This window comes from Streptomyces sp. NPDC093544, from assembly GCF_040683495.1.
In the GTDB taxonomy this organism is placed as follows: domain Bacteria; phylum Actinomycetota; class Actinomycetes; order Streptomycetales; family Streptomycetaceae; genus Streptomyces.
Window position 1 is genome coordinate 37,523 of record NZ_JBFBEA010000012.1, and the last position, 17,887, is coordinate 55,409.

Genomic DNA, 17,887 nt, shown 5'->3' on the forward strand with positions numbered 1-17,887 from the left:
TCATGAGCGCCACGTACACACTGCGCGCCAAGCGCCGCCGGGCGGCGCTGAAGACGGCCGCCTTCATGTCGCCCTGGCTGATCGGTTTCGCGGTCTTCTTCGCGTATCCGCTGCTCTCGACGGTCTATTTCTCGTTCATGCACTACGACGGCTTCAAGCCGCCGACGTGGGTCGGAACGAAGAACTGGGTCTACGTCTTCCAGAACTACCCGCTGTTCTGGCCCGCGTTGAGAAACACCCTGTGGCTGGTCGTCGTCATGGTCAGCCTTCGGGTCCTCTTCGGGCTCGGCGTCGGCCTGCTGATCACGAAGATCAAGACGGCCACGGGTGTCTTCCGGACCCTCTTCTACCTGCCCTACCTCGCCCCGCCCGTCGCCGCCACGATGGCCTTCGCCTTCCTCCTCAACCCCGGTACGGGACCGGTCAACTCGATCCTGGAGAACATCGGGATCCCGGCGCCCGGCTGGTTCAACGACCCGGCGTGGTCGAAGCCCGCCCTGACCATGCTGGCCCTGTGGGGCGTCGGCGACCTGATGGTCATCTTCATGGCCGCACTGCTCGACGTACCCAAAGAGCAGTACGAGGCGGCCGAGTTGGACGGCACGTCGGCATGGCAGCGGTTCCGGTACGTGACGCTGCCGAACATCTCGCCGATCGTGATGTTCGCGGTGGTCACCGGCGTGATCCAGACCATGCAGTACTACACACAGCCGCTGATCGCCGGGAAGGTCGCCTCGGGCGTCATCCAGGGCGCCGGAACGCAGTTCGTGCCCGGCTATCCCGACAAGTCGACGCTCACCCTCCCCCAACTCGTCTACAACCTCGGCTTCCAGCGCTTCGACTACGGCTCCGCCTGTGTGGTCGCGCTGGTGCTGTTCGCCCTGTCCATGGTGTTCACCGCGTTCCTGATGCGGCGCCGGGGCGGTCTCATCCAGGCAGGTGAATGACACCATGACCACTCAAGTACTCGACAAACCAGCAGAGTTGAAGGCTCCCGTCTCGCCCGCCGAGCGCACCGCCCGCCGCCGGGCCCTGTTGGAGTGGGTCGCCGTGCACGCCCTCGGCGTCGCGGTCGCCCTCTTCTTCGTCCTCCCCTTCGTGTTCGTCTTCCTGACCTCGCTGATGAGCGACACCCAGGCACTCAGCCGCGATCTGATCCCGCACACCTGGGAATGGGGCAACTACAAGAAGGTCTTCGACACCCCGGGTTTCCTGACCTGGTGGAAGAACACACTTCTGTACGCCGGTGCCGGCACCGTCCTGACGGTGGTCTCCTCGATCCCGGTCGCCTACGCGCTCGCCAAGTTCCGCTTCCGTGGCCGGAATCTGTCGCTGATGCTGGTCATCTCGATGATGATGCTGCCGCCGCAGGTCGTCATCATCCCGATGTATCTGTTCTGGGCGAAGCAGCTGGACCTCTCCGGCACCCTGTGGCCGCTGATCATCCCGATGGCGTTCGGAGACGCGTTCTCGATCTTCCTGATGCGCCAGTTCCTGATGACGATCCCGAACGAGTACCTGGACGCGGCGAAGGTCGACGGCTGCGGAGACCTGCGGGTGCTCCTTAAGGTCGTCATACCGATGGCCAAACCGGGTATTGCCGCGGTCGCCCTCTTCCAGTTCTTCTATGCGTGGAACGACTACTTCGGGCCCCAGATCTACGCCTCGGAGAACCCCGGCGCCTGGACGCTTTCCTATGGTCTGGAGTCGTTCAAGGGCGCGCACCACACCGACTGGAACCTCACCATGGCCGCGACCGTGCTGGTCATGGCCCCCGTGATCCTCGTGTTCTTCTTCGCGCAGAAGGCGTTCGTCGAGGGTGTCACGCTCACCGGAGTGAAGGGTTGACACGTATGAAACTCACCGTGGTCGGGGGAGGGTCGACCTACACCCCCGAACTCATCGACGGCTTCGCCCGGTTGAGGGACACCCTGCCCATCGAGGAGCTGGTGCTCGTCGACCCGGCAGCGGAACGCCTGGAGCTGGTGGGCGGGTTGGCCCGGCGGATCTTCGCGCGGCAGGGGCACCCCGGCAAGATCGTCACGACCGCCGACCTGGACGCGGGTGTCGAGGGCGCCGACGCCGTACTGCTGCAACTGCGCGTCGGCGGGCAGGCGGCACGCAACGAGGACGAGACCTGGCCGCTGGAGTGCGGCTGCGTCGGGCAGGAGACGACGGGCGCGGGCGGCCTCGCCAAGGCGCTGCGCACCGTGCCCGTGGTCCTCGACATCGCCGAACGCGTCCGCCGCACGAACCCGGACGCCTGGATCATCGACTTCACGAACCCGGTCGGGATCGTGACCCGTGCCCTGCTCCAGGCCGGCCACAAGACCGTGGGACTGTGCAATGTGGCGATCGGCTTCCAGCGGAAGTTCGCCGCACTGCTCGGGGTCACACCCGCCGAGGTGCACCTGGACCATGTGGGGCTCAACCACCTCAGCTGGGAAACCGGTGTGCGCCTGGGCGGCCCCGAGGGAGAAAACGTCCTCCCCAAGCTCCTCGCCGAACACGGCGACACCATCGCCGACGACCTGCACCTGCCACGCACCGTCGTCGACCGCCTCGGCGTCGTCCCGTCGTACTACCTGCGCTACTACTACGCGCACGACGAGGTCGTACGAGAACTGCGGAAAAGTCCCTCGCGGGCGTCCGAAGTGGCCGAGATGGAACGGCAGTTGCTGAAGATGTACGGCGACCCGACACTGGACGAGAAGCCGGAGCTGCTAGCCAAGCGCGGCGGCGCCTACTACTCGGAGGCCGCCGTGGACCTCGCGGCCGGGCTGCTGGGCGACGGCGGCAGCCCCTACCAGGTGGTGAACACGTACAACAACGGAACGCTCCCCTTCCTGCCGGACGACGCCGTGATCGAGGTGCAGGCCGCGGTCGGCCACCAGGGAGCGACACCGCTGCCGGTGCCGCCCGTGGACCCGCTCTACGCGGGCCTGATGGCGAACGTCACGGCGTACGAGGACCTGGCCCTGGAAGCGGCCCTGCGCGGCGGCCGGGATCGTGTGTTCCGCGCCCTCCTCGCCCACCCCCTCATCGGCCAGCACGCGTACGCCGACGCCCTCACCGACCAACTGATCGCGCACAACCGGGAGCACCTCGCGTGGGCATGACCTCATCAGGATCCGGCGCCGGGACGGCCGCCGGGTCCGACTCCGCGGCCCTGGTCCTGGCCATCGACGCGGGGAACAGCAAGACCGACGCCGCCGTGCTGGCCGCGGACGGACGGGTGGCCGGGACGGCCCGCGGCGGGGGTTTCCGGCCGCCGGTCGTCGGCGTGGAGACGGCGGTGAACTCGCTGGCCGAGACCGTCGGCCGGGCCTTCGCCGAGGCGGGCGTCACCTCGGTCGCCCATGTCTCCGCCTGCCTCGCCAACGCCGATCTCCCCGTCGAGGAGGAGCGGTTGGCGGCCGCGCTGCACGCGCGCGCGTGGGGGGCGAGTGTGGAGGTGCGCAACGACACCTTCGCGATCCTGCGGGCCGGGATCGCCGAGCCGCGCGGGGTCGCGGTGGTGTGCGGGGCGGGTATCAACTGCGTCGGCATGCGGCCCGACGGGCTCACCGCCCGCTTCCCCGCGATCGGGCGTATCTCCGGGGACTGGGGCGGTGGTGGGGGGCTCGCCGAGGAGGCCCTGTGGCACGCGGCGCGTGCCGAGGACGGACGTGGCGGTCCCACCGCGCTCGCGCGTACCCTCCCCGCACACTTCGGGCTTCCCTCCATGTACGCCCTCATCGAGGCGCTCCATCTGGGACATCTCGGGGACGAGCGGCGCCATGAGCTGACGCCGGTCCTGTTCGCCACGGCGGTCGACGGCGACCCGGTCGCCCGCTCCATCATCGACCGCCTCGCGGAAGAGGTGGTCGCCATGGCCACGGTCGCCCTGACCCGCCTGTCCCTCCTGGAGGAACCCACCCCGGTCCTCCTCGGCGGCAGCATCCTCGCCGCCCGCCACCCCCAACTCGACACCCGCATAAGGGACCTGCTGGCCGACCGCGCCCCCAAGGCGGTCCCCCAGGTGGTCACGGTCCGCCCGGTCCTCGGCGCGGCCCTCCTGGGCCTGGACCATGTACAGGCCCCGGCCGAGGCACACACACGCGTGCGGGCGTTCTACGAGGGAGCCTGAGGGGTTTCTTCGCCCCCGCCGCCCCTGCCCGTCCCGTTCCTGAGAGCTCCGCGGGGGTTAGCCCCTCCGGCGTTTGAGGAGCGGGGGTTTGGGGGCGGAGCCCCCAAGTGACGGGAATGGGCAGGGGCGGAGGGGGCGAAAAAACTCATCCTCGCCCCCACCCACCCCGAACGGGAACCGAACACATACCGCGCGCGTGTTCAGGGGAAGGGGGGCGTTGCGGGGAGCTTCGCGCTGCGCTGTGATCCGAACAAGATCGAGTCAAGATCTGTGCGGATGACAGTCCCTGCGACGATACTTGCGGCCGTGCACCTCGTCCGTGCTCCTCGCACACAGGACAGAGGTGCCCGACGGATGACCATGGGGGAGGTCAAGTGACACACCCGCCGAACGGCAGCGCAGCACCACCGGGGCCACCGAGACAACCCGGGCCACCGGTCCCACCGGCACGCCCGGCCGCACCCACGATGCCGGTCCTACCACCGCAATCCGGCCCTCCGGCACCACAGCCGGCCGGCCCCACGACGCCCAACGCCCCCTACACGCCCGCGCACACGCCCCCACCCGCTCCCCCACGCCGCACGGCCTGGGCGGAAGGCGTGGACGCCCTGCGCTCCGCGGCGACGACGGAACCGGGCCGTCTACGGATCATCGGCGCCGTACTCGCCCTGCTGGTCGTCGCGTTCGGCGCGGTCACCGCCTGGCAGATGACGGACCGTTCGGCCGCCGCGGACGACGTGCTGAACAGCAGCCAGCCGCTGAGCGCCAGCGCGGCGGACATCTACCGCTCGCTCGCGGACGCCAACACCGCGGCGTCCAGCGGCTTCCTGGCGGGTGGCCAGGAGACCGAGGCGTCCCGCACCCGGTACGAGGCGGACATCCAGACGGCCGCTGAGAAGCTGGTCACGGCCGCGTCGAACTCGGAGCCGGGCTCCCCCTCGGCCGACACCATCGCCAAGCTCAACAAACTGCTGCCGGAGTACAAGGGCCTGATCGAGCGGGCCCGCGCCAACAACCGGCAGGGCTTCCCGCTGGGCGGCGCCTACCTCCGGTACGCGAACGCGACGATGCAGGACGAGATGCTCCCGGCGGCCAAGGATCTCTACACCAAGGAGAACCAGCGCCTGGAGGCCGACTACGCCGACGCCACGCCCTACCCGTGGGCCGCGATCAGCCTCGGCCTGCTCGCGCTCGGCGGGCTCGCCTGGGCCCAACGGCGCAACTACCGGCGTACGAACCGGGTGTTGAACCAGGGCATGGCCGCCGCCACCGCCGCCTCCGCGGTCGTACTGCTCTGGCTCGTCGTCGGGCACAGCGTGGCCCGGGCGGGACTCAACGAGTCCTACGACCACGGCGTCCGCTCCCTGAACGTGCTGAACGACGCCCGGCTCGCCTCGCTGAACGCGCGGGGCAACGAGAACCTGACGCTGGTCAGCCGGGGCGCGGAGACCAAGGAGTTGAAGGACGGCACGGTCGTGGACGCCTTCGACTACGACTTCCAGCAGGAGATGGACGACCTCACCAAGAAGCTGGCCGCCGCCTCCGCCCTCGCGGACGACAAGACGGGCGAGCAGCCCGTAGCGGCGGCGACCAGCAATATGAAGGAATGGAAGCTCCGCCACCTGGACGCCCGCGAGGCCGACGACAACGGCAACTACCAGGCGGCGCTGGACAAGGTGATCGGTTCCAAGAGCGACAAGCCGACGGGCGAGTGCTTCGACGGCGTCGACACGAATCTGAAGCTGGCACTGGCGCACGAGGAGAACGAGTTCAAGCAGTCGGCGGGCAACGGCCTGGACGCGATGACCGGTCTGCCGATGGGTGCGGCGATCCTCGCGGTGCTGGCCGCGGCGGGCGCGGTGCTGGGCATCGGACGCAGGCTTTCGGAGTACCGGTGAGAGGAGGAGCGGTGAGAGGGGCAGCGGCAATGAGCGCACGACGTCTGAAGGCAAGCCTGAAGGGCTGGGGCGGCGTGGGTGCGATGGCCGTCGCCTGCGCACTCACCGCGGTGTTCGCCCTGTTGTTGCCGCTGAGCAGCGCGCGCGGTGACGGCAGCACCGGCATCGGCGGCCAAGGCGTGGGCCAGGGCAAGCAGATGAAGGCCGACGAGTGCACCGATCCGCAGGACCAGAGCCTGACGCCGTCCGGCGTGAGCGGCGCGACGATCGAGGCCATCAAGAACCGCAAGGACCCGCGGTTGATCGTCGGAGTCGACCAGAACAGCTTCCGCTGGGGCTACCGCGACCCGAACAACACGGAGAGCGGCAGCGACCTCGAAGGCTTCGACATCGACCTCGTGCACGCGATCGCCGGTGACATTCTGGGCGATCCGGCCGCCGTGCAGTTCCGCGCCATTCCCACCAACCAGCGCATCCCCGCCATCCAGAGCGGCGAGGTCGACATGGTGGTCCGCACCATGACGATCACCTGCTCCCGGCTTGAGGATGTCGCCTTCTCCGCGCCCTACTTCGAAACCGGCCAGCAGGTCCTGGCCCCCATCGACTCGACCATCACGGGGTACGACAAGTCGCTGGCGAACCAGAAGATCTGCACGGCGACGGGCTCCACGGCGTACGAGAAGCTGGACGCCGACAAGAAGGCGGGCAAGCTCGTCTCCACCGCCGACATCTCGACGACGGTTCCCAACCAACTCGACTGCCTGGTAAGGCTCCAGCTCGGCGAGGTCGACGCCGTGGTGACGGACGGCGCGCTGGCCGCGAGCCAGGCCGCGCAGGACCCCACGGTCGAGCTCAAGGGCAAGGCCTTCACCACCGAGTACTACGGCGTGGCGATGAAGAAGGGCTCCGACGATCTGGTACGCCGGGTCAACCAGGTCCTGGCGAACTACCGCCAGAGCGGCTGGCGGACGGCGTACGACAAATGGCTCTCCCCGACGCTCGGGGCGGACTCCCCGTCCTCGGATCCGCCCGCCCCGAAATACAAGTAGCGGTCAAGTAGCGGTACAGCAGCAACGGCAGTACGGGTAGCGGTACAAGTAGCCGAACCGACCGAAAGCGAGAGGTGATCGATGGGCGTCACGGGACCCCCCGAGCCGGTGATGGACCGGGACGAGGTGGACCGTGCGCTGGCGCGGCTCGGCGCGGAGCACGAGGCCATCGAGTCCTCGCTCCTCGCCCTGCAGGACCACGCGGGCCGCAGACTCCTCGAAGGCGCCGAGCTGACCGGTACGACCAAGGAACGCTGGTCGGCCGCCGACGCGTCGATCACCTTGGTGTGGGCGTATTTCGACGCCTACTCGGACGTGTTGCGTTCCGCCCGCGAGATCCGCTCCCGCAGACGCTGGTCCAGCCGTGAGGACCTGGTGGAGCTGACCGAGCTGCTGCGCGGCGCGAGTATCACGGTCGCCGGTTCCGCCACGGCCACGGCGAACGCGCCGACGCTCGCCGGCTCCGGCAAGCTCAGCGAGCGGTTCTCGCTGGTCGCGCTGGTGGAGCGGATGAACGAGCTGTACGCGTCCTCGCTCGACATGGTCATCGCCTCGGACGCGGTCTGGTCCGCGCTGCCCGCCCGGATCGATTTACTGGCCGCGGAGCTCCAGCGCACCCGCCGGCTCGCCCACTCCGTCGGCGTACGCCCCGGTGAGCACCCTTCGGGCGACGACCTGGAGCGGATCACCCGAACGCTCACCACGCTGCGCGAGCGTGTGGTGTCCGACCCGCTGGCCTTCTGGCTTCCCACGCAAGGGAGTTCGGCGCCCGGCGGCGGACGCCCGGACACGACGACGTACGACCGTGAGGCGCGCTCCCTGGAGGACGTGCGCCGGGAGATCGACGCCGTGCTCACGGTCCGGCAGGACGCCGAGGCGCGCCTGGTGAAGCTGCGGGACGTACTCAGCCGCGCGGACCGCACCCTCGCCGAGGCCAGAAGCGCCCGCGGTGAGGTGCTCGCGAAGATCGCCGCGTCCGAGGTGCCCGCGGTCAGCGGCCCGCCGACCGTGCTCCAGGAGCAGTTGCAGACGGCCGCGGAGTACCGCAGGCACGCCCAGTGGCACCGTCTCTCGCCGCTCCTGGAGGCGCTGGAGGAGAAGGCGGAGGACGAACTGCTGCGCGCCCGCGAGTCGTTGACCGCGGTCACCCAGCCACTGGCGGTCCGCGCGGAGCTGCGCGGCCGCCTCGACGCTTACAAGGCGAAGGTCGCCCGGCACGGGCTCGCGGAGGACCCGTTCCTCATCGAGCGCTACGACGCGGCGCGCCGCATGCTGTGGAGCGCGCCCTGCGACCTGCGCGTCGCTGAGGACGCCGTACTGCGCTACCAGCACGCGGCGGCCGACCTGTTCAGCCCGCGGGTGCCCGAGCCGGGCAACGGGCCGCAGGACCGGAGGGGGGAATCGTGAGTCAGCAGTCTGAGCCTGTGGGTGAGCGGCAGAAGTGCCAGCGGCCCGGTTGCTCGGGGTCGTACGAGGACATGGGCGGCGGTGAGCTGTACTGCGACACCTGCGGTCTGGCGCCGGTCGTGTCCGCGGGCGGCATGGTGGGTTCGCCGCCGACCGGGATCACGGCGGGCGGCAGGAGCTCGCGGGGCTCGGCCAGTTCCAACAGCCGCAGTTCACGGGCGAGTTCGCGTACGTCGTCGCGCTCCTCGCAGTCGCGGCGCTCGGTCTCCGGGCGCCTCTCGCGCTCGCTGTCCGGCACCTCGGCGAGCCGCTCGGTGTCGGTCCGCAGCTCCGGTTCGGCCGCCGGTTCCACCGGGCGCGGCCGGCTCGGAGTCGGCCTGGTCGAGGTACCGGGCGTGCCGCGGCCCGACCCGCGCGGAATGGTCCAGGACAACCCGGAGGTGCCCGAGCGCAAGCGGTTCTGCTCGCGCTCCGACTGCGGTGCGCCGGTGGGGCGTTCGCGCGGTGAGGTGGCCGGGCGAACGGAGGGCTTCTGCACCAAGTGCGGCAACCCGTACTCGTTCGTGCCGAAGCTGAGCACGGGCGACATCGTGCACGGCCAGTACGAGGTCGTGGGCTGTCTGGCGCACGGCGGGCTCGGCTGGGTGTATCTGGCCGTCGACCGTGCGGTGTCCGACCGCTGGGTGGTCCTCAAGGGCCTGCTCGACACGGGCGACCAGGACGCGATGGCGGCCGCGATCTCCGAGCGCCGCTTCCTCGCGGAGATCGAGCACGCCAACATCGTGCGGATCTACAACTTCGTCGAACACCTCGACCAGCGCACCGGCTCGCTCGACGGCTACATCGTCATGGAGTACGTCGGCGGCAAGTCGCTGAAGGAGATCGCCAACGACCGTCGTACGGCGGCCGGGAAGCGGGACCCGCTGCCGGTGGAGCAGGCGTGCGCGTACGGCATCGAGGCGCTTGAGGCGCTCGGCCATCTGCACAGCCGCAACCTGCTGTACTGCGACTTCAAGGTCGACAACGCGATCCAGACCGAGGACCAGCTCAAGCTGATCGACATGGGCGCGGTGCGCAGGATGGACGACGACGAGTCGGCCATCTACGGCACGGTGGGCTACCAGGCGCCGGAGGTGGCCGAGGTCGGCCCGTCGGTCGCCTCCGACCTTTACACGGTGGCCCGCACGCTGGCCGTGATGACCTTCGACTTCCAGGGCTACACGAACGTGTTCGTGGACTCCCTGCCCGACCCGGACAACATCGAGGTCTTCCGCCAGTACGAGTCGTTCTACCGGCTCCTGGTGCGGGCCACCGACCCCGACCCGGCCCGCCGGTTCGCCTCCGCGCAGGAGATGGCCGAACAGCTGACCGGCGTGCTGCGCGAGGTCGTCTCCGTCCAGACCGGCCGCGCCCGTCCCTCGCTCTCCACCTTGTTCGGGCCCGAGCTCAAGGTCACGGACACGGAGTTGTTCGGAAAGCTGGACGGTGACGTGTCGCGTCTTGGAGCGCGGGTCGTGCCGGTGGGGCGCCGGCAGCGAGCGCTGCCCGCCGCCAACGGCGTCGGCCTCGCCATCACTTCGGGTGCCGCCACGGCCCTTGCCACCTCCGGCAATCTGGTCAAGCCCGTCCCGGCCGCCGCCACCGCACTCGCGCTGCCCGTCCCCCGGGTCGACCCGGGGGACCCCAACGCCGGTTTCCTCGCCGGACTGATGGCCTCAGCGCCCGCGGAGCTGATCACCGCACTGCACGCGGCGCCCACCGGCTCCCTGGAGCTGCGCCTGCGCGAGCTGCGGGCCCGCCTGGAAATGGGCGAACTGACCGCCGCCGCCACGGCACTCGAGGCCCTGGAGGCGGACCACCCGGACGACTGGCGGGTGGTCTGGTACCGGGGTGTCGCGGCGCTCGCGAACGGCGAGCAGGAGACCGCGGCGCTGTCCTTCGACGCGATCTACGACGCGTTCCCCGGCGAGCCGGCGCCCAAGCTGGCCCTCGGCGTGTGCGCGGAGGTGCTCGGGCAGCTGGACAACGCGGCCGAGTACTACCGCCTGGTGTGGACGACCGACCCCAGCTATGTGAGTTCGGCGTTCGGCCTGGCCCGCGTGCAGCTCGCCTCGGGCGACCGCCGTGGCGCCGTACACACACTGGAATCCGTACCGGAGTCGTCGATCCACTACACGGCGGCACGGGTCGCGGCCGTACGGGCACGGCTGCGGCAGCGACTCGCCGAGGAGGCGCCCGCAGCGCCGATCCTCGACGACCTGACGGCGGCCGCGGGGCAGGTCGAGGCGCTGGACGGATACGGTCTCGACGCGGTGCGACGCGAGCAGTTGTCCACAGAAGTACTGGGCTGCGCCCTGGACTGGGTACTCTCCGGTAGCCAGGTGTCCGCTCCGGCCTCCGGCGGCGGACGTGCGCTGCTCGGCAGCGAGCTGGACGAGCGCGGCCTCCGCTTCGGTCTGGAGCGCTCGTACCGCACGCTGGCCCGCCTCGCTCAGGGCGGCGAGGAGAGGATCGATCTGGTGGAACGTGCAAACCGTTACCGCCCCCGGACGTGGGTGTGATTGATGTCCCAGATGCCCCAGCCGACGGCCCTTTCGCGGTGCCCCAGTTGCGAGGAGCCGCTGGAAACGGGTGACCGCTTCTGCGGTGCGTGCGGGTACGACCTGTCAGCGGTGCCCACACCGCCGCAGGACGAGCCGACGATCACCATGAACGGCACCTCGCCACACCCTCCTTCGGCCGTCCCGTCCGTGGACTGGCCCATCGCGCCGGAGGTGGACAGCTCCAACACACCGGCGCCGGTGCACCGGGCGGCGGACATCCAGGGGACCGACTCCGGCGGCTCCGAACTCCCGCACCCGACAGGCGAGTCCGCGGGCGTACGGTTCGACAGGCCACGGGAGCCTGACGAGTACCCCTTGGCTCCGCCGGCCGAATCCCCCTCCGTACCCCTCGCCGACCCGCGCACCGCCGACCTCGCGACACCCCCCGCGGGCGGCACCAGGCTGTGCGTCGCCTGCCGCTCGGGCAGTGTCGACAGCGACGGCTACTGCGAGAACTGCGGACACGCACAGCCACGCGAACGCGACCACATGGAGCAGGAGTTGAGCGCGGTCTCCGCGGTCAGTGACCGGGGCCTGCGCCACCACCGCAACGAGGACGCCTTCGCGATCTCCTCGACCGCGCTGCCCGACGGCTCGCCCGCCGTCGTGGCGATCGTCTGCGACGGCGTCTCCTCGGCGACCCGCCCCGACGAGGCCTCGCTCGCCGCGTCCCGGGCGGCCAACGAAGCGCTTCTGGCAGCCCTGCCGCTCGGTACGCACCCGCAGCAGGCCATGCACGAGGCGATCATCGCCGCCTCGGAGGCCGTCAACTCCCTCGCGGACACGCCCGCTTCGCACGACGAGCACGCCCCGCACGTGAACGCGCCCGCCTGCACCCTCGTCGGCGCCATCGTCACCCCCACCCTGCTGATCATCGGCTGGGTCGGCGACAGCCGCGCCTACTGGGTCCCCGTCGACCGCGCCTCGCCCCCGGCCCGGCTCACCGAGGACGACTCGTGGGCCGCGCAGATGGTCGCCGCGGGCCTGATGAACGAGGCGGAGGCGTACGCCGACGAGCGCGCCCACGCCATCACGGGCTGGCTCGGCGCGGACGCGTACGAACTGGAGCCGCACACCGCTTCCTTCAAGCCGGACCGGCCAGGTGTAGTGGTGGTGTGCACCGACGGGCTGTGGAACTACGCGGAGGCGGCCGAGCACCTGTCCGAGGTCGTACCCCTCGACGCCGCCGAGCGTCCGCTGCACAGCGCGCAGGTCCTGGTCGGCCACGCCCTGGACGGCGGGGGCCACGACAACGTAACAGTGGCGGTCCTGCCGTTCCCGGCCCCCGCGCAGGGGGCAGGATCGGCCTGAGGCCGCGAACGGGGAGCGGCCTCGGACCGGAGGGGACCGGTCCGAACACAGTCATCACCCCCGTAGTACGTACTACGGGGGCCTTGAGGGGGACAAAGAAGGCATGGCCAATTTCTCGAAGTCGAACGTGCCGCAGTTCTCGGTCGACGTCTACCAGAACGAATACCTGCCCGACGGCGCCCGCGAGGTCAGCGCGATCGTCACGGTGAGCTCGACGGGCGGCGGCACCATCGGAAGCGCGGTCGCCGCGCCCCACCTGTACACCGCCGGGCAGGGCCCGGACGCGGCCGTGGCGATCATGGTCGACTGTTCGGGCTCGATGGACTACCCGCCGACCAAGATGCGCAATGCCCGGGACGCGACGGGCGCCGCGATCGACACCGTGCGCGACGGCGTGCACTTCGCGGTGATCGGCGGCACGCACGTCGCCAAGGAGGTCTATCCGGGCGGCGGCCGGCTCGCGGTCGCCGACGCGGCGACCCGCGAGCAGGCCAAGCAGGCGCTGCGCAAGCTGACCGCCGGCGGCGGTACGGCGATCGGCACCTGGCTGCGCCTCGCCGACCGCCTGCTGTCCTCGGCGGACGTCTCGATCCGCCACGGCATCCTGCTCACCGACGGCCGCAACGAACACGAGTCGCCACAGGACCTCAAAGCCGCCCTCGACTCCTGCGCCGGGCGTTTCACCTGTGACGCGCGCGGTGTCGGTACCGACTGGGAGGTCAAGGAGGTCACCGGCATAGCCTCGGCGCTGCTCGGCACCTCGGACATCGTCGCCGACCCGGCCGCCCTCGCCGCCGACTTCACGTACATGATGGAGACGGCCATGGGCAAGGAGGTCGCGGACGTCGCACTGCGGCTGTGGACACCCGTAGGCACGCAGATCAAGTTCGTCAAGCAGGTCGCTCCGACGGTCGAGGAGCTGACCGGCCGCCGCACCGAGGCGGGCCCGCGAGCCGGTGACTACCCGACCGGTTCTTGGGGCGACGAGTCCCGCGACTACCACGTGTGCGTGGAGGTCCCCTCGGCCGGCATCGGCCAGGAGATGCTGGCGGCCCGGGTCTCGCTGGTGATCCCGCAGAGCGACGGAAGCGTGCAGAACCTCGGCGCGCAGGGGCTCGTACGAGCCGTGTGGACCGACGACATGGCGGCTTCCACGTCTATCAATCCACAGGTCGCGCACTACACAGGTCAGGCGGAACTGGCACAAGTCATCCAACAAGGCCTGGACGCACGCAAAGTGGGAGATGTCGACGGAGCAACGGCCAAGCTGGGACGTGCCGTTCAGCTCGCGAGCGCTTCGGGCAACGCCGATACTGCGAAACTGCTTGCGAAGGTGGTGGACGTGGTCGATGCCGCTGCAGGTACTGTGCGATTGAAGGCAAGGGTCGAGGAAGCAGACGAAATGACCCTTGAGACACGGTCCACAAAGACTGTTCGTGTAAAGAAGTAAGCGAGCCCGGCTCTCCCAGGAGCTGGAGCAAACCCGGCCACACCGGCCGGAAAAGGAGAGGGGGAAGCGCCGACATGCCGACCTGCCCGAACGGACACCAGTCGGGTTCCGACGACTGGTGCGAGGTCTGCGGTCACCGCATGGCCGGTGCCGTGCCCCCGCCCCCTCCGCCACCGCCGCCCGCGGCCGGCTACGGCTATCCGGCGCAGCCCGGCCCTGGTGGCCCCGGCGGACGTGGTCATCTCGCCGCCGTGCCCGACCCCGCTCCGGAGCTCTGCCCTCAGTGCCGTACGCCCCGTGAGGGCGCCGCGCCGTTCTGCGAGCAGTGCCGGTGGAACTTCCTCACCAACACCGCGACCTCGTACACGCCTGCCGCGCCCCGCCCGCAGGCGCCCCTGCCCGGGGCTCCCGGCGGTTCCGGCGGCCCTGGAGGGCCTGGAGGCCCGCCTGGAGGCCCCGGGGGCCCTGGCGGGCCGAATCCGGCACAGAGGTTCCAGCAGGGATTCCAGCAGGGTCCGCCCACCGGAGCCGGTCCCGGTCCCGGTCAGGACCCGTACGAGTACCAGGGCTCGCGGCCCTCGCAGGTGAACCGCCCCGCCGAACCGATTCCGTCGGGTCCGCCCGCCCCGTACGGCGGCGGCCCCCCGCCCTTCGGCGACCCGTCACGTCCGGTCCCGCCGCCCCCCGGGCCCACGCCCGGCGCCCCGGACGCCCGGCAGGCCTACACCCAGCAACCGGCCGCGCCCGGGTACCCACAGACCACCCAGCCCGGGCCCCCCGGCCCGCCCTTCGGCGGCGGTGACGACGACTGGGTGATCTCCCCACCGTCGACGGGCAGCCCCGGCGGACCGGGCACACAGGCCGGCCCCGGCGGCCCGAACGGTCCCGCCCCGGCCCAGGGCGGCGGCTACGGCTACCCGCAGCCCGGCCCGACCCAGGCACCGCCCGGCCCCGGCACCCGCCCGCCCTACCAGCAACAGCAGCAGCCGCTGTCCTGGACCGCGACGATCGGCCCCGACCGCGAGTACTTCATGGCGATGATGCAGCGCTCGGGCCCCGAGGCCGCGGGCCTGAACCTGCCCGCGTACTCGCCGGAGCAGCAGCGCCCGCTCACCGGCAACCAGCTGACGATCGGCCGCCGCCGGCACTCCACCGGCGAGTCCCCCGACATCGACCTGTCGGTGCCCCCGGAGGACCCGGGCGTCTCGCACCAGCACGCGGTCCTGGTCCAGCAGCCGGACGGCAGCTGGGCGGTCGTCGACCAGAACTCGACGAACGGGACCACGGTCAACGGCGGCGAGGACCCCATCCAGCCCTTCGTTCCGGTACCGCTCCAGGACGGCGACCGGGTGCACGTGGGCGCCTGGACGACGATCACCATCAGGCGAGGCTGACAGCGGCACGGCCGGCGTCAGCACGGCCGGCAAAGCGCGTCACGGCAGCGGCCAGGCGTCCGGCCCCTCGGGGTCGTCCAGCCACGCCCACACGCGCTCGCCGCTGACCGTGACCCCGTACCGCTCACGCACAGGCCGCTCCGCACGTTCCCACAGCGCGTACGCCTCGTACGGATCCAGGCTGCCCGCCGTCAGGGTCAGCAGGAACCGGAACAGCTCGTCGCTCCTGGCCCGGGGCGGCAGCCCGCCCAGGTGCGGCGGCTCCGGCTCGGGCCGACTGCCGCCGCGCAACGGCACGAAGTAGGCGGCCGTGTGCAGAAAACGCCCCTCGGCGTGCCCGCTGTCCCGCACCCGCAACGTGATCAGGCCCGTGGCCAGCGGGGCGAGAATGCGGGCGCCGGGGGTGCACTGGGGCAGCCAGGCGTGCGGGACCGTGGTCAGCGTGCAGGTGGCGATGATCCGGTCGAAGGGGGCGCGCTCGGGGACTCCGCGGGCGCCGTCACCGGTGACGACGGTCGGGTGGTAACCGGCGGTGGCCAGGTGGCGGCGCGCGGACTCGGTGATCTCCGGGTCGAGGTCGACCGTGGTCACCAGCGCGTCGCCGAGGCGATGGGCGAGGAGAGCCGCGTTGTACCCGGTACCGGCCCCGATCTCCAGAACGGCGTCCCCGTCCCGCACCTCCAGCTCGGTCAGCATCTTCGCCATCAGCGACGGCTGACTGCTGGACGACAGCAGCTCACCGTCCCGCACCCGGGTGGCCAGTGGGCCGTCCGCGTACGCACCACGCAGCCAGCGCTCCCGGCTCCGCGGGTCGGGATCCTCGCCCCACACGCGCTCGAAGCCGCCCACGGCTCCGACGTAGTAGTACGGCACGAAGAGATGGCGCGGGACCGCCTCGAACGCCTCCCGCCAGACCGGATCGGCGTCCCAGGCCCCGCTTCTGTCGATCTCACGCACCAGCGCCGCCCGCGCCGCCATGGCGAGGTCGTCGGGTCCCTGGTCTCCCTGGTCGAGAGCGTGCGCGCTCATACGTCCACTGTGCTGCCGGAGGAGCCGGGAGGCGAGCGCCGGGTCCCGCGGCGGGAGTCGGTCCTAAGCCTTGAGTCCTCGGTAATGCACGGGTCGTTTGTAACAACTCCCTGTAGCTGGTGAAACCCCAGCTCAGAGTGGGTGCTTGGAAGGGTCCGGCAGCCGGTTACGAACCGTAGCCGTCCCGCCAGGGCAGGATCTGCCGGGTCAGGGCCCTGTCGTGGAGCCGGGCGCGCAGCTCCGGGGGCCACGTCTCCACGGCGGCACGGTCCGCCTCGGACAGGCCGTCGGTCACCAGGCTGTCGGACAGGGTGCGCTCGGGGTCGTCGGCCTCGGGGGCGCGGTCGGCCGACTGGAGTCGCCGGTACTCGGCCGTGAGGCGCTGCGCCTCACCCGGCTCGGCCGACGCCGGATCACGCTTGACCTCCCGCAGCCGTCTCTTGATCTCCCGGCGCCGGTCACTCTTCATCGTCGTCCTCCAGGGAACCGAACTCATCCTCGAAATCCCGCAGTTGAGCTAGCACCTCATCCGCGCTGTCCACGTCGGCAGGCCGCCCGGCGGACGTGCCCGGCATCAACTCTGCCCGGGCCACGGTGGGCGGCGGCTGGTGCTCCACGGCCGCGACGCGGTACCGCAGCCCGTCGGGCCCGTCGATGAACATGACTCCGTCCTCGGTGTACGGCGTGGGAGCGACGGCCAGCGGGGGCAGGGGCTCCGGAGGGGTGAACTGCCCGCCCTCCAGGGCTCTGAGCCGGGCTGCGGCGGCCTCCAGCCCGTACGTCCGCCTGTCAGCGGGCAGGGAGACAGCCGCGAACCCGGCCAGGATCGCCTCCACCACCTCCTCCGACTCCTCGCTGAGGCGGTGCTCCAGACTGACGGTCATCGCCTCGGGGGCGTCGGCCCCGTGCAGACGGCGGCGTGACTCGTTGATCCCCCGGAGGGTGTTGATCGCCTTCAGCCTGGTGTCGGGGTCGTCGGCGGCGACGTATTGCGCCTGCGCCTTGAGCCACAGGTCAGAGAGTTCTGCGTCCCGAACGGCGACCATCGAGCCCACCACGGGGCCGAGGTGGGCGGCGATGCGCTGCTCGATGATGGCGTTGACCCGGGACTGGCTGAGGCCGACCTCGGAGGCGATCTGCCGCTCTGTCAGCCCACGGACCTTGAGCCGGAAGATCTTCTCGTCACGCTCGGCGGTGGCGGCCCGGCGGCGGCGGGCCTGCGGTGGTGCTCCCATGATCACTCCTCAGTGAACAGGTCAGTGGGACGGATGGGGCTCATGAGGCAAGCACGTCGGCGAGGTCGTGCAGGACGTTCACGGCGTCGTCGCAGGCCCGTTCTCTGGCCAGGTGCCAGGCATCGTGCGCCCGGGTCCAGCGGTCGCCTCGGGGGCGGTGAGGCCCCGTACGGCCGGAGACGCGCATGACGCACGGACGGCCGACGGGAGCGTGGCACCACCGGCACGGGAAGTCCTCCGGCCGGGGCTCAGGGACCCGGGCGGCGAACCTCCGCCGGGCCTCGTCGCAGGCGTCGGTGAGGACGTCAGAGCTGGGGGTGTGGATCATGATCGTTCGGGGCCTCTCAGGTGTATTCGTGATCTTGGTCCGGATACACCCGCG

At 70.8% G+C, this 17,887-nt stretch carries 15 protein-coding genes; 11 read left to right on the forward strand and 4 right to left on the reverse strand.

Translation table 11 applies throughout. The features are described 5' to 3' along the window. The first annotated feature begins 2 nt into the window (after positions 1 to 2). The 11 genes from AB0N66_RS19520 (at position 3) to AB0N66_RS19570 (ending at position 15,241) form a co-directional block, all read left to right on the forward strand. A complete protein-coding gene (locus tag AB0N66_RS19520) occupies positions 3 to 947 on the forward strand; it encodes a sugar ABC transporter permease (RefSeq protein WP_365436189.1) in 945 nt (314 codons plus the stop codon). 4 nt (positions 948 to 951) lie between these two features. Further along, positions 952 to 1,848 carry a carbohydrate ABC transporter permease gene (locus tag AB0N66_RS19525; RefSeq protein WP_365436192.1) on the forward strand — a complete coding sequence of 299 codons (897 nt, stop codon included), beginning with the start codon at positions 952 to 954 and terminating at the stop codon, positions 1,846 to 1,848. A 5-nt stretch (positions 1,849 to 1,853) separates the two neighbouring features. After that, positions 1,854 to 3,119: a 6-phospho-beta-glucosidase gene (locus tag AB0N66_RS19530; RefSeq protein ID WP_365436195.1), complete on the forward strand. Its 1,266-nt coding sequence runs from the start codon at positions 1,854 to 1,856 to the stop codon at positions 3,117 to 3,119. Next, complete coding sequence (locus AB0N66_RS19535; RefSeq protein ID WP_365436198.1) at positions 3,116 to 4,129, forward strand: BadF/BadG/BcrA/BcrD ATPase family protein; 1,014 nt, start codon at positions 3,116 to 3,118, stop codon at positions 4,127 to 4,129. Before AB0N66_RS19530 ends, AB0N66_RS19535 begins: the two co-directional genes overlap by 4 nt. A gap of 467 nt (positions 4,130 to 4,596) precedes the next feature. Then, a complete protein-coding gene (locus tag AB0N66_RS19540) occupies positions 4,597 to 6,027 on the forward strand; it encodes a hypothetical protein (protein WP_365436201.1) in 1,431 nt (476 codons plus the stop codon). Positions 6,028 to 6,056: 29 nt separating this feature from the next. Further along, a complete protein-coding gene (locus AB0N66_RS19545) occupies positions 6,057 to 7,076 on the forward strand; it encodes a glutamate ABC transporter substrate-binding protein (RefSeq protein ID WP_365436204.1) in 1,020 nt (339 codons plus the stop codon). Positions 7,077 to 7,157: 81 nt separating this feature from the next. Then, on the forward strand, positions 7,158 to 8,483 hold the full coding sequence (locus tag AB0N66_RS19550; protein ID WP_365436207.1) for a hypothetical protein: 1,326 nt from the start codon (positions 7,158 to 7,160) through the stop codon (positions 8,481 to 8,483). Positions 8,484 to 8,554: 71 nt separating this feature from the next. Further along, entirely contained in the window at positions 8,555 to 11,044 is a 2,490-nt protein-coding gene (locus AB0N66_RS19555) for a tetratricopeptide repeat protein (RefSeq protein WP_365436796.1), read from the forward strand. Further along, positions 11,045 to 12,397 carry a PP2C family serine/threonine-protein phosphatase gene (locus AB0N66_RS19560; protein ID WP_365436210.1) on the forward strand — a complete coding sequence of 451 codons (1,353 nt, stop codon included), beginning with the start codon at positions 11,045 to 11,047 and terminating at the stop codon, positions 12,395 to 12,397. It begins immediately after the preceding gene. Between the two features lie 103 nt (positions 12,398 to 12,500). Beyond that, positions 12,501 to 13,847, forward strand: coding sequence for a VWA domain-containing protein (locus AB0N66_RS19565; RefSeq protein ID WP_365436213.1), 1,347 nt, complete (start codon positions 12,501 to 12,503; stop codon positions 13,845 to 13,847). A gap of 74 nt (positions 13,848 to 13,921) precedes the next feature. Next, the gene (locus AB0N66_RS19570) at positions 13,922 to 15,241 is read left to right on the forward strand and encodes an FHA domain-containing protein (protein WP_365436216.1); all 1,320 of its coding nucleotides are present in this window, start codon (positions 13,922 to 13,924) and stop codon (positions 15,239 to 15,241) included. Between the two features lie 39 nt (positions 15,242 to 15,280). Here AB0N66_RS19570 and AB0N66_RS19575 read toward each other — a convergent pair whose 3' ends face one another. From AB0N66_RS19575 to AB0N66_RS19590, 4 genes are all read right to left on the reverse strand, one after another. Beyond that, positions 15,281 to 16,270, reverse strand: coding sequence for a methyltransferase domain-containing protein (locus tag AB0N66_RS19575; RefSeq protein WP_365436219.1), 990 nt, complete (start codon positions 16,268 to 16,270; stop codon positions 15,281 to 15,283). Positions 16,271 to 16,436: 166 nt separating this feature from the next. Continuing rightward, positions 16,437 to 16,739, reverse strand: coding sequence for a hypothetical protein (locus AB0N66_RS19580; protein WP_365436222.1), 303 nt, complete (start codon positions 16,737 to 16,739; stop codon positions 16,437 to 16,439). Next, positions 16,729 to 17,505: a hypothetical protein gene (locus AB0N66_RS19585; RefSeq protein ID WP_365436225.1), complete on the reverse strand. Its 777-nt coding sequence runs from the start codon at positions 17,503 to 17,505 to the stop codon at positions 16,729 to 16,731. The genes AB0N66_RS19580 and AB0N66_RS19585 overlap by 11 nt, the downstream gene beginning before the upstream one ends. A 40-nt stretch (positions 17,506 to 17,545) precedes the next feature. Then, positions 17,546 to 17,833, reverse strand: a complete 288-nt coding sequence (locus tag AB0N66_RS19590; RefSeq protein ID WP_365436228.1) for a hypothetical protein — start codon at positions 17,831 to 17,833, stop codon at positions 17,546 to 17,548. Positions 17,834 to 17,887 lie beyond the last annotated feature (54 nt).

Coding starts and splice junctions, on each gene's coding strand:
- AB0N66_RS19520 (WP_365436189.1), top strand. CDS start 3: ATGAGCGCCACGTACACACTGCGCGCCAAGCGCCGCCGGGCGGCGCTG.
- AB0N66_RS19525 (WP_365436192.1), top strand. CDS start 952: ATGACCACTCAAGTACTCGACAAACCAGCAGAGTTGAAGGCTCCCGTC.
- AB0N66_RS19530 (WP_365436195.1), top strand. CDS start 1,854: ATGAAACTCACCGTGGTCGGGGGAGGGTCGACCTACACCCCCGAACTC.
- AB0N66_RS19535 (WP_365436198.1), top strand. CDS start 3,116: ATGACCTCATCAGGATCCGGCGCCGGGACGGCCGCCGGGTCCGACTCC.
- AB0N66_RS19540 (WP_365436201.1), top strand. CDS start 4,597: ATGCCGGTCCTACCACCGCAATCCGGCCCTCCGGCACCACAGCCGGCC.
- AB0N66_RS19545 (WP_365436204.1), top strand. CDS start 6,057: ATGAGCGCACGACGTCTGAAGGCAAGCCTGAAGGGCTGGGGCGGCGTG.
- AB0N66_RS19550 (WP_365436207.1), top strand. CDS start 7,158: ATGGGCGTCACGGGACCCCCCGAGCCGGTGATGGACCGGGACGAGGTG.
- AB0N66_RS19555 (WP_365436796.1), top strand. CDS start 8,555: ATGGGCGGCGGTGAGCTGTACTGCGACACCTGCGGTCTGGCGCCGGTC.
- AB0N66_RS19565 (WP_365436213.1), top strand. CDS start 12,501: ATGGCCAATTTCTCGAAGTCGAACGTGCCGCAGTTCTCGGTCGACGTC.
- AB0N66_RS19570 (WP_365436216.1), top strand. CDS start 13,922: ATGCCGACCTGCCCGAACGGACACCAGTCGGGTTCCGACGACTGGTGC.
- AB0N66_RS19575 (WP_365436219.1), bottom strand. CDS start 16,270: ATGAGCGCGCACGCTCTCGACCAGGGAGACCAGGGACCCGACGACCTC.
- AB0N66_RS19580 (WP_365436222.1), bottom strand. CDS start 16,739: ATGAAGAGTGACCGGCGCCGGGAGATCAAGAGACGGCTGCGGGAGGTC.
- AB0N66_RS19585 (WP_365436225.1), bottom strand. CDS start 17,505: ATGGGAGCACCACCGCAGGCCCGCCGCCGCCGGGCCGCCACCGCCGAG.
- AB0N66_RS19590 (WP_365436228.1), bottom strand. CDS start 17,833: ATGATCCACACCCCCAGCTCTGACGTCCTCACCGACGCCTGCGACGAG.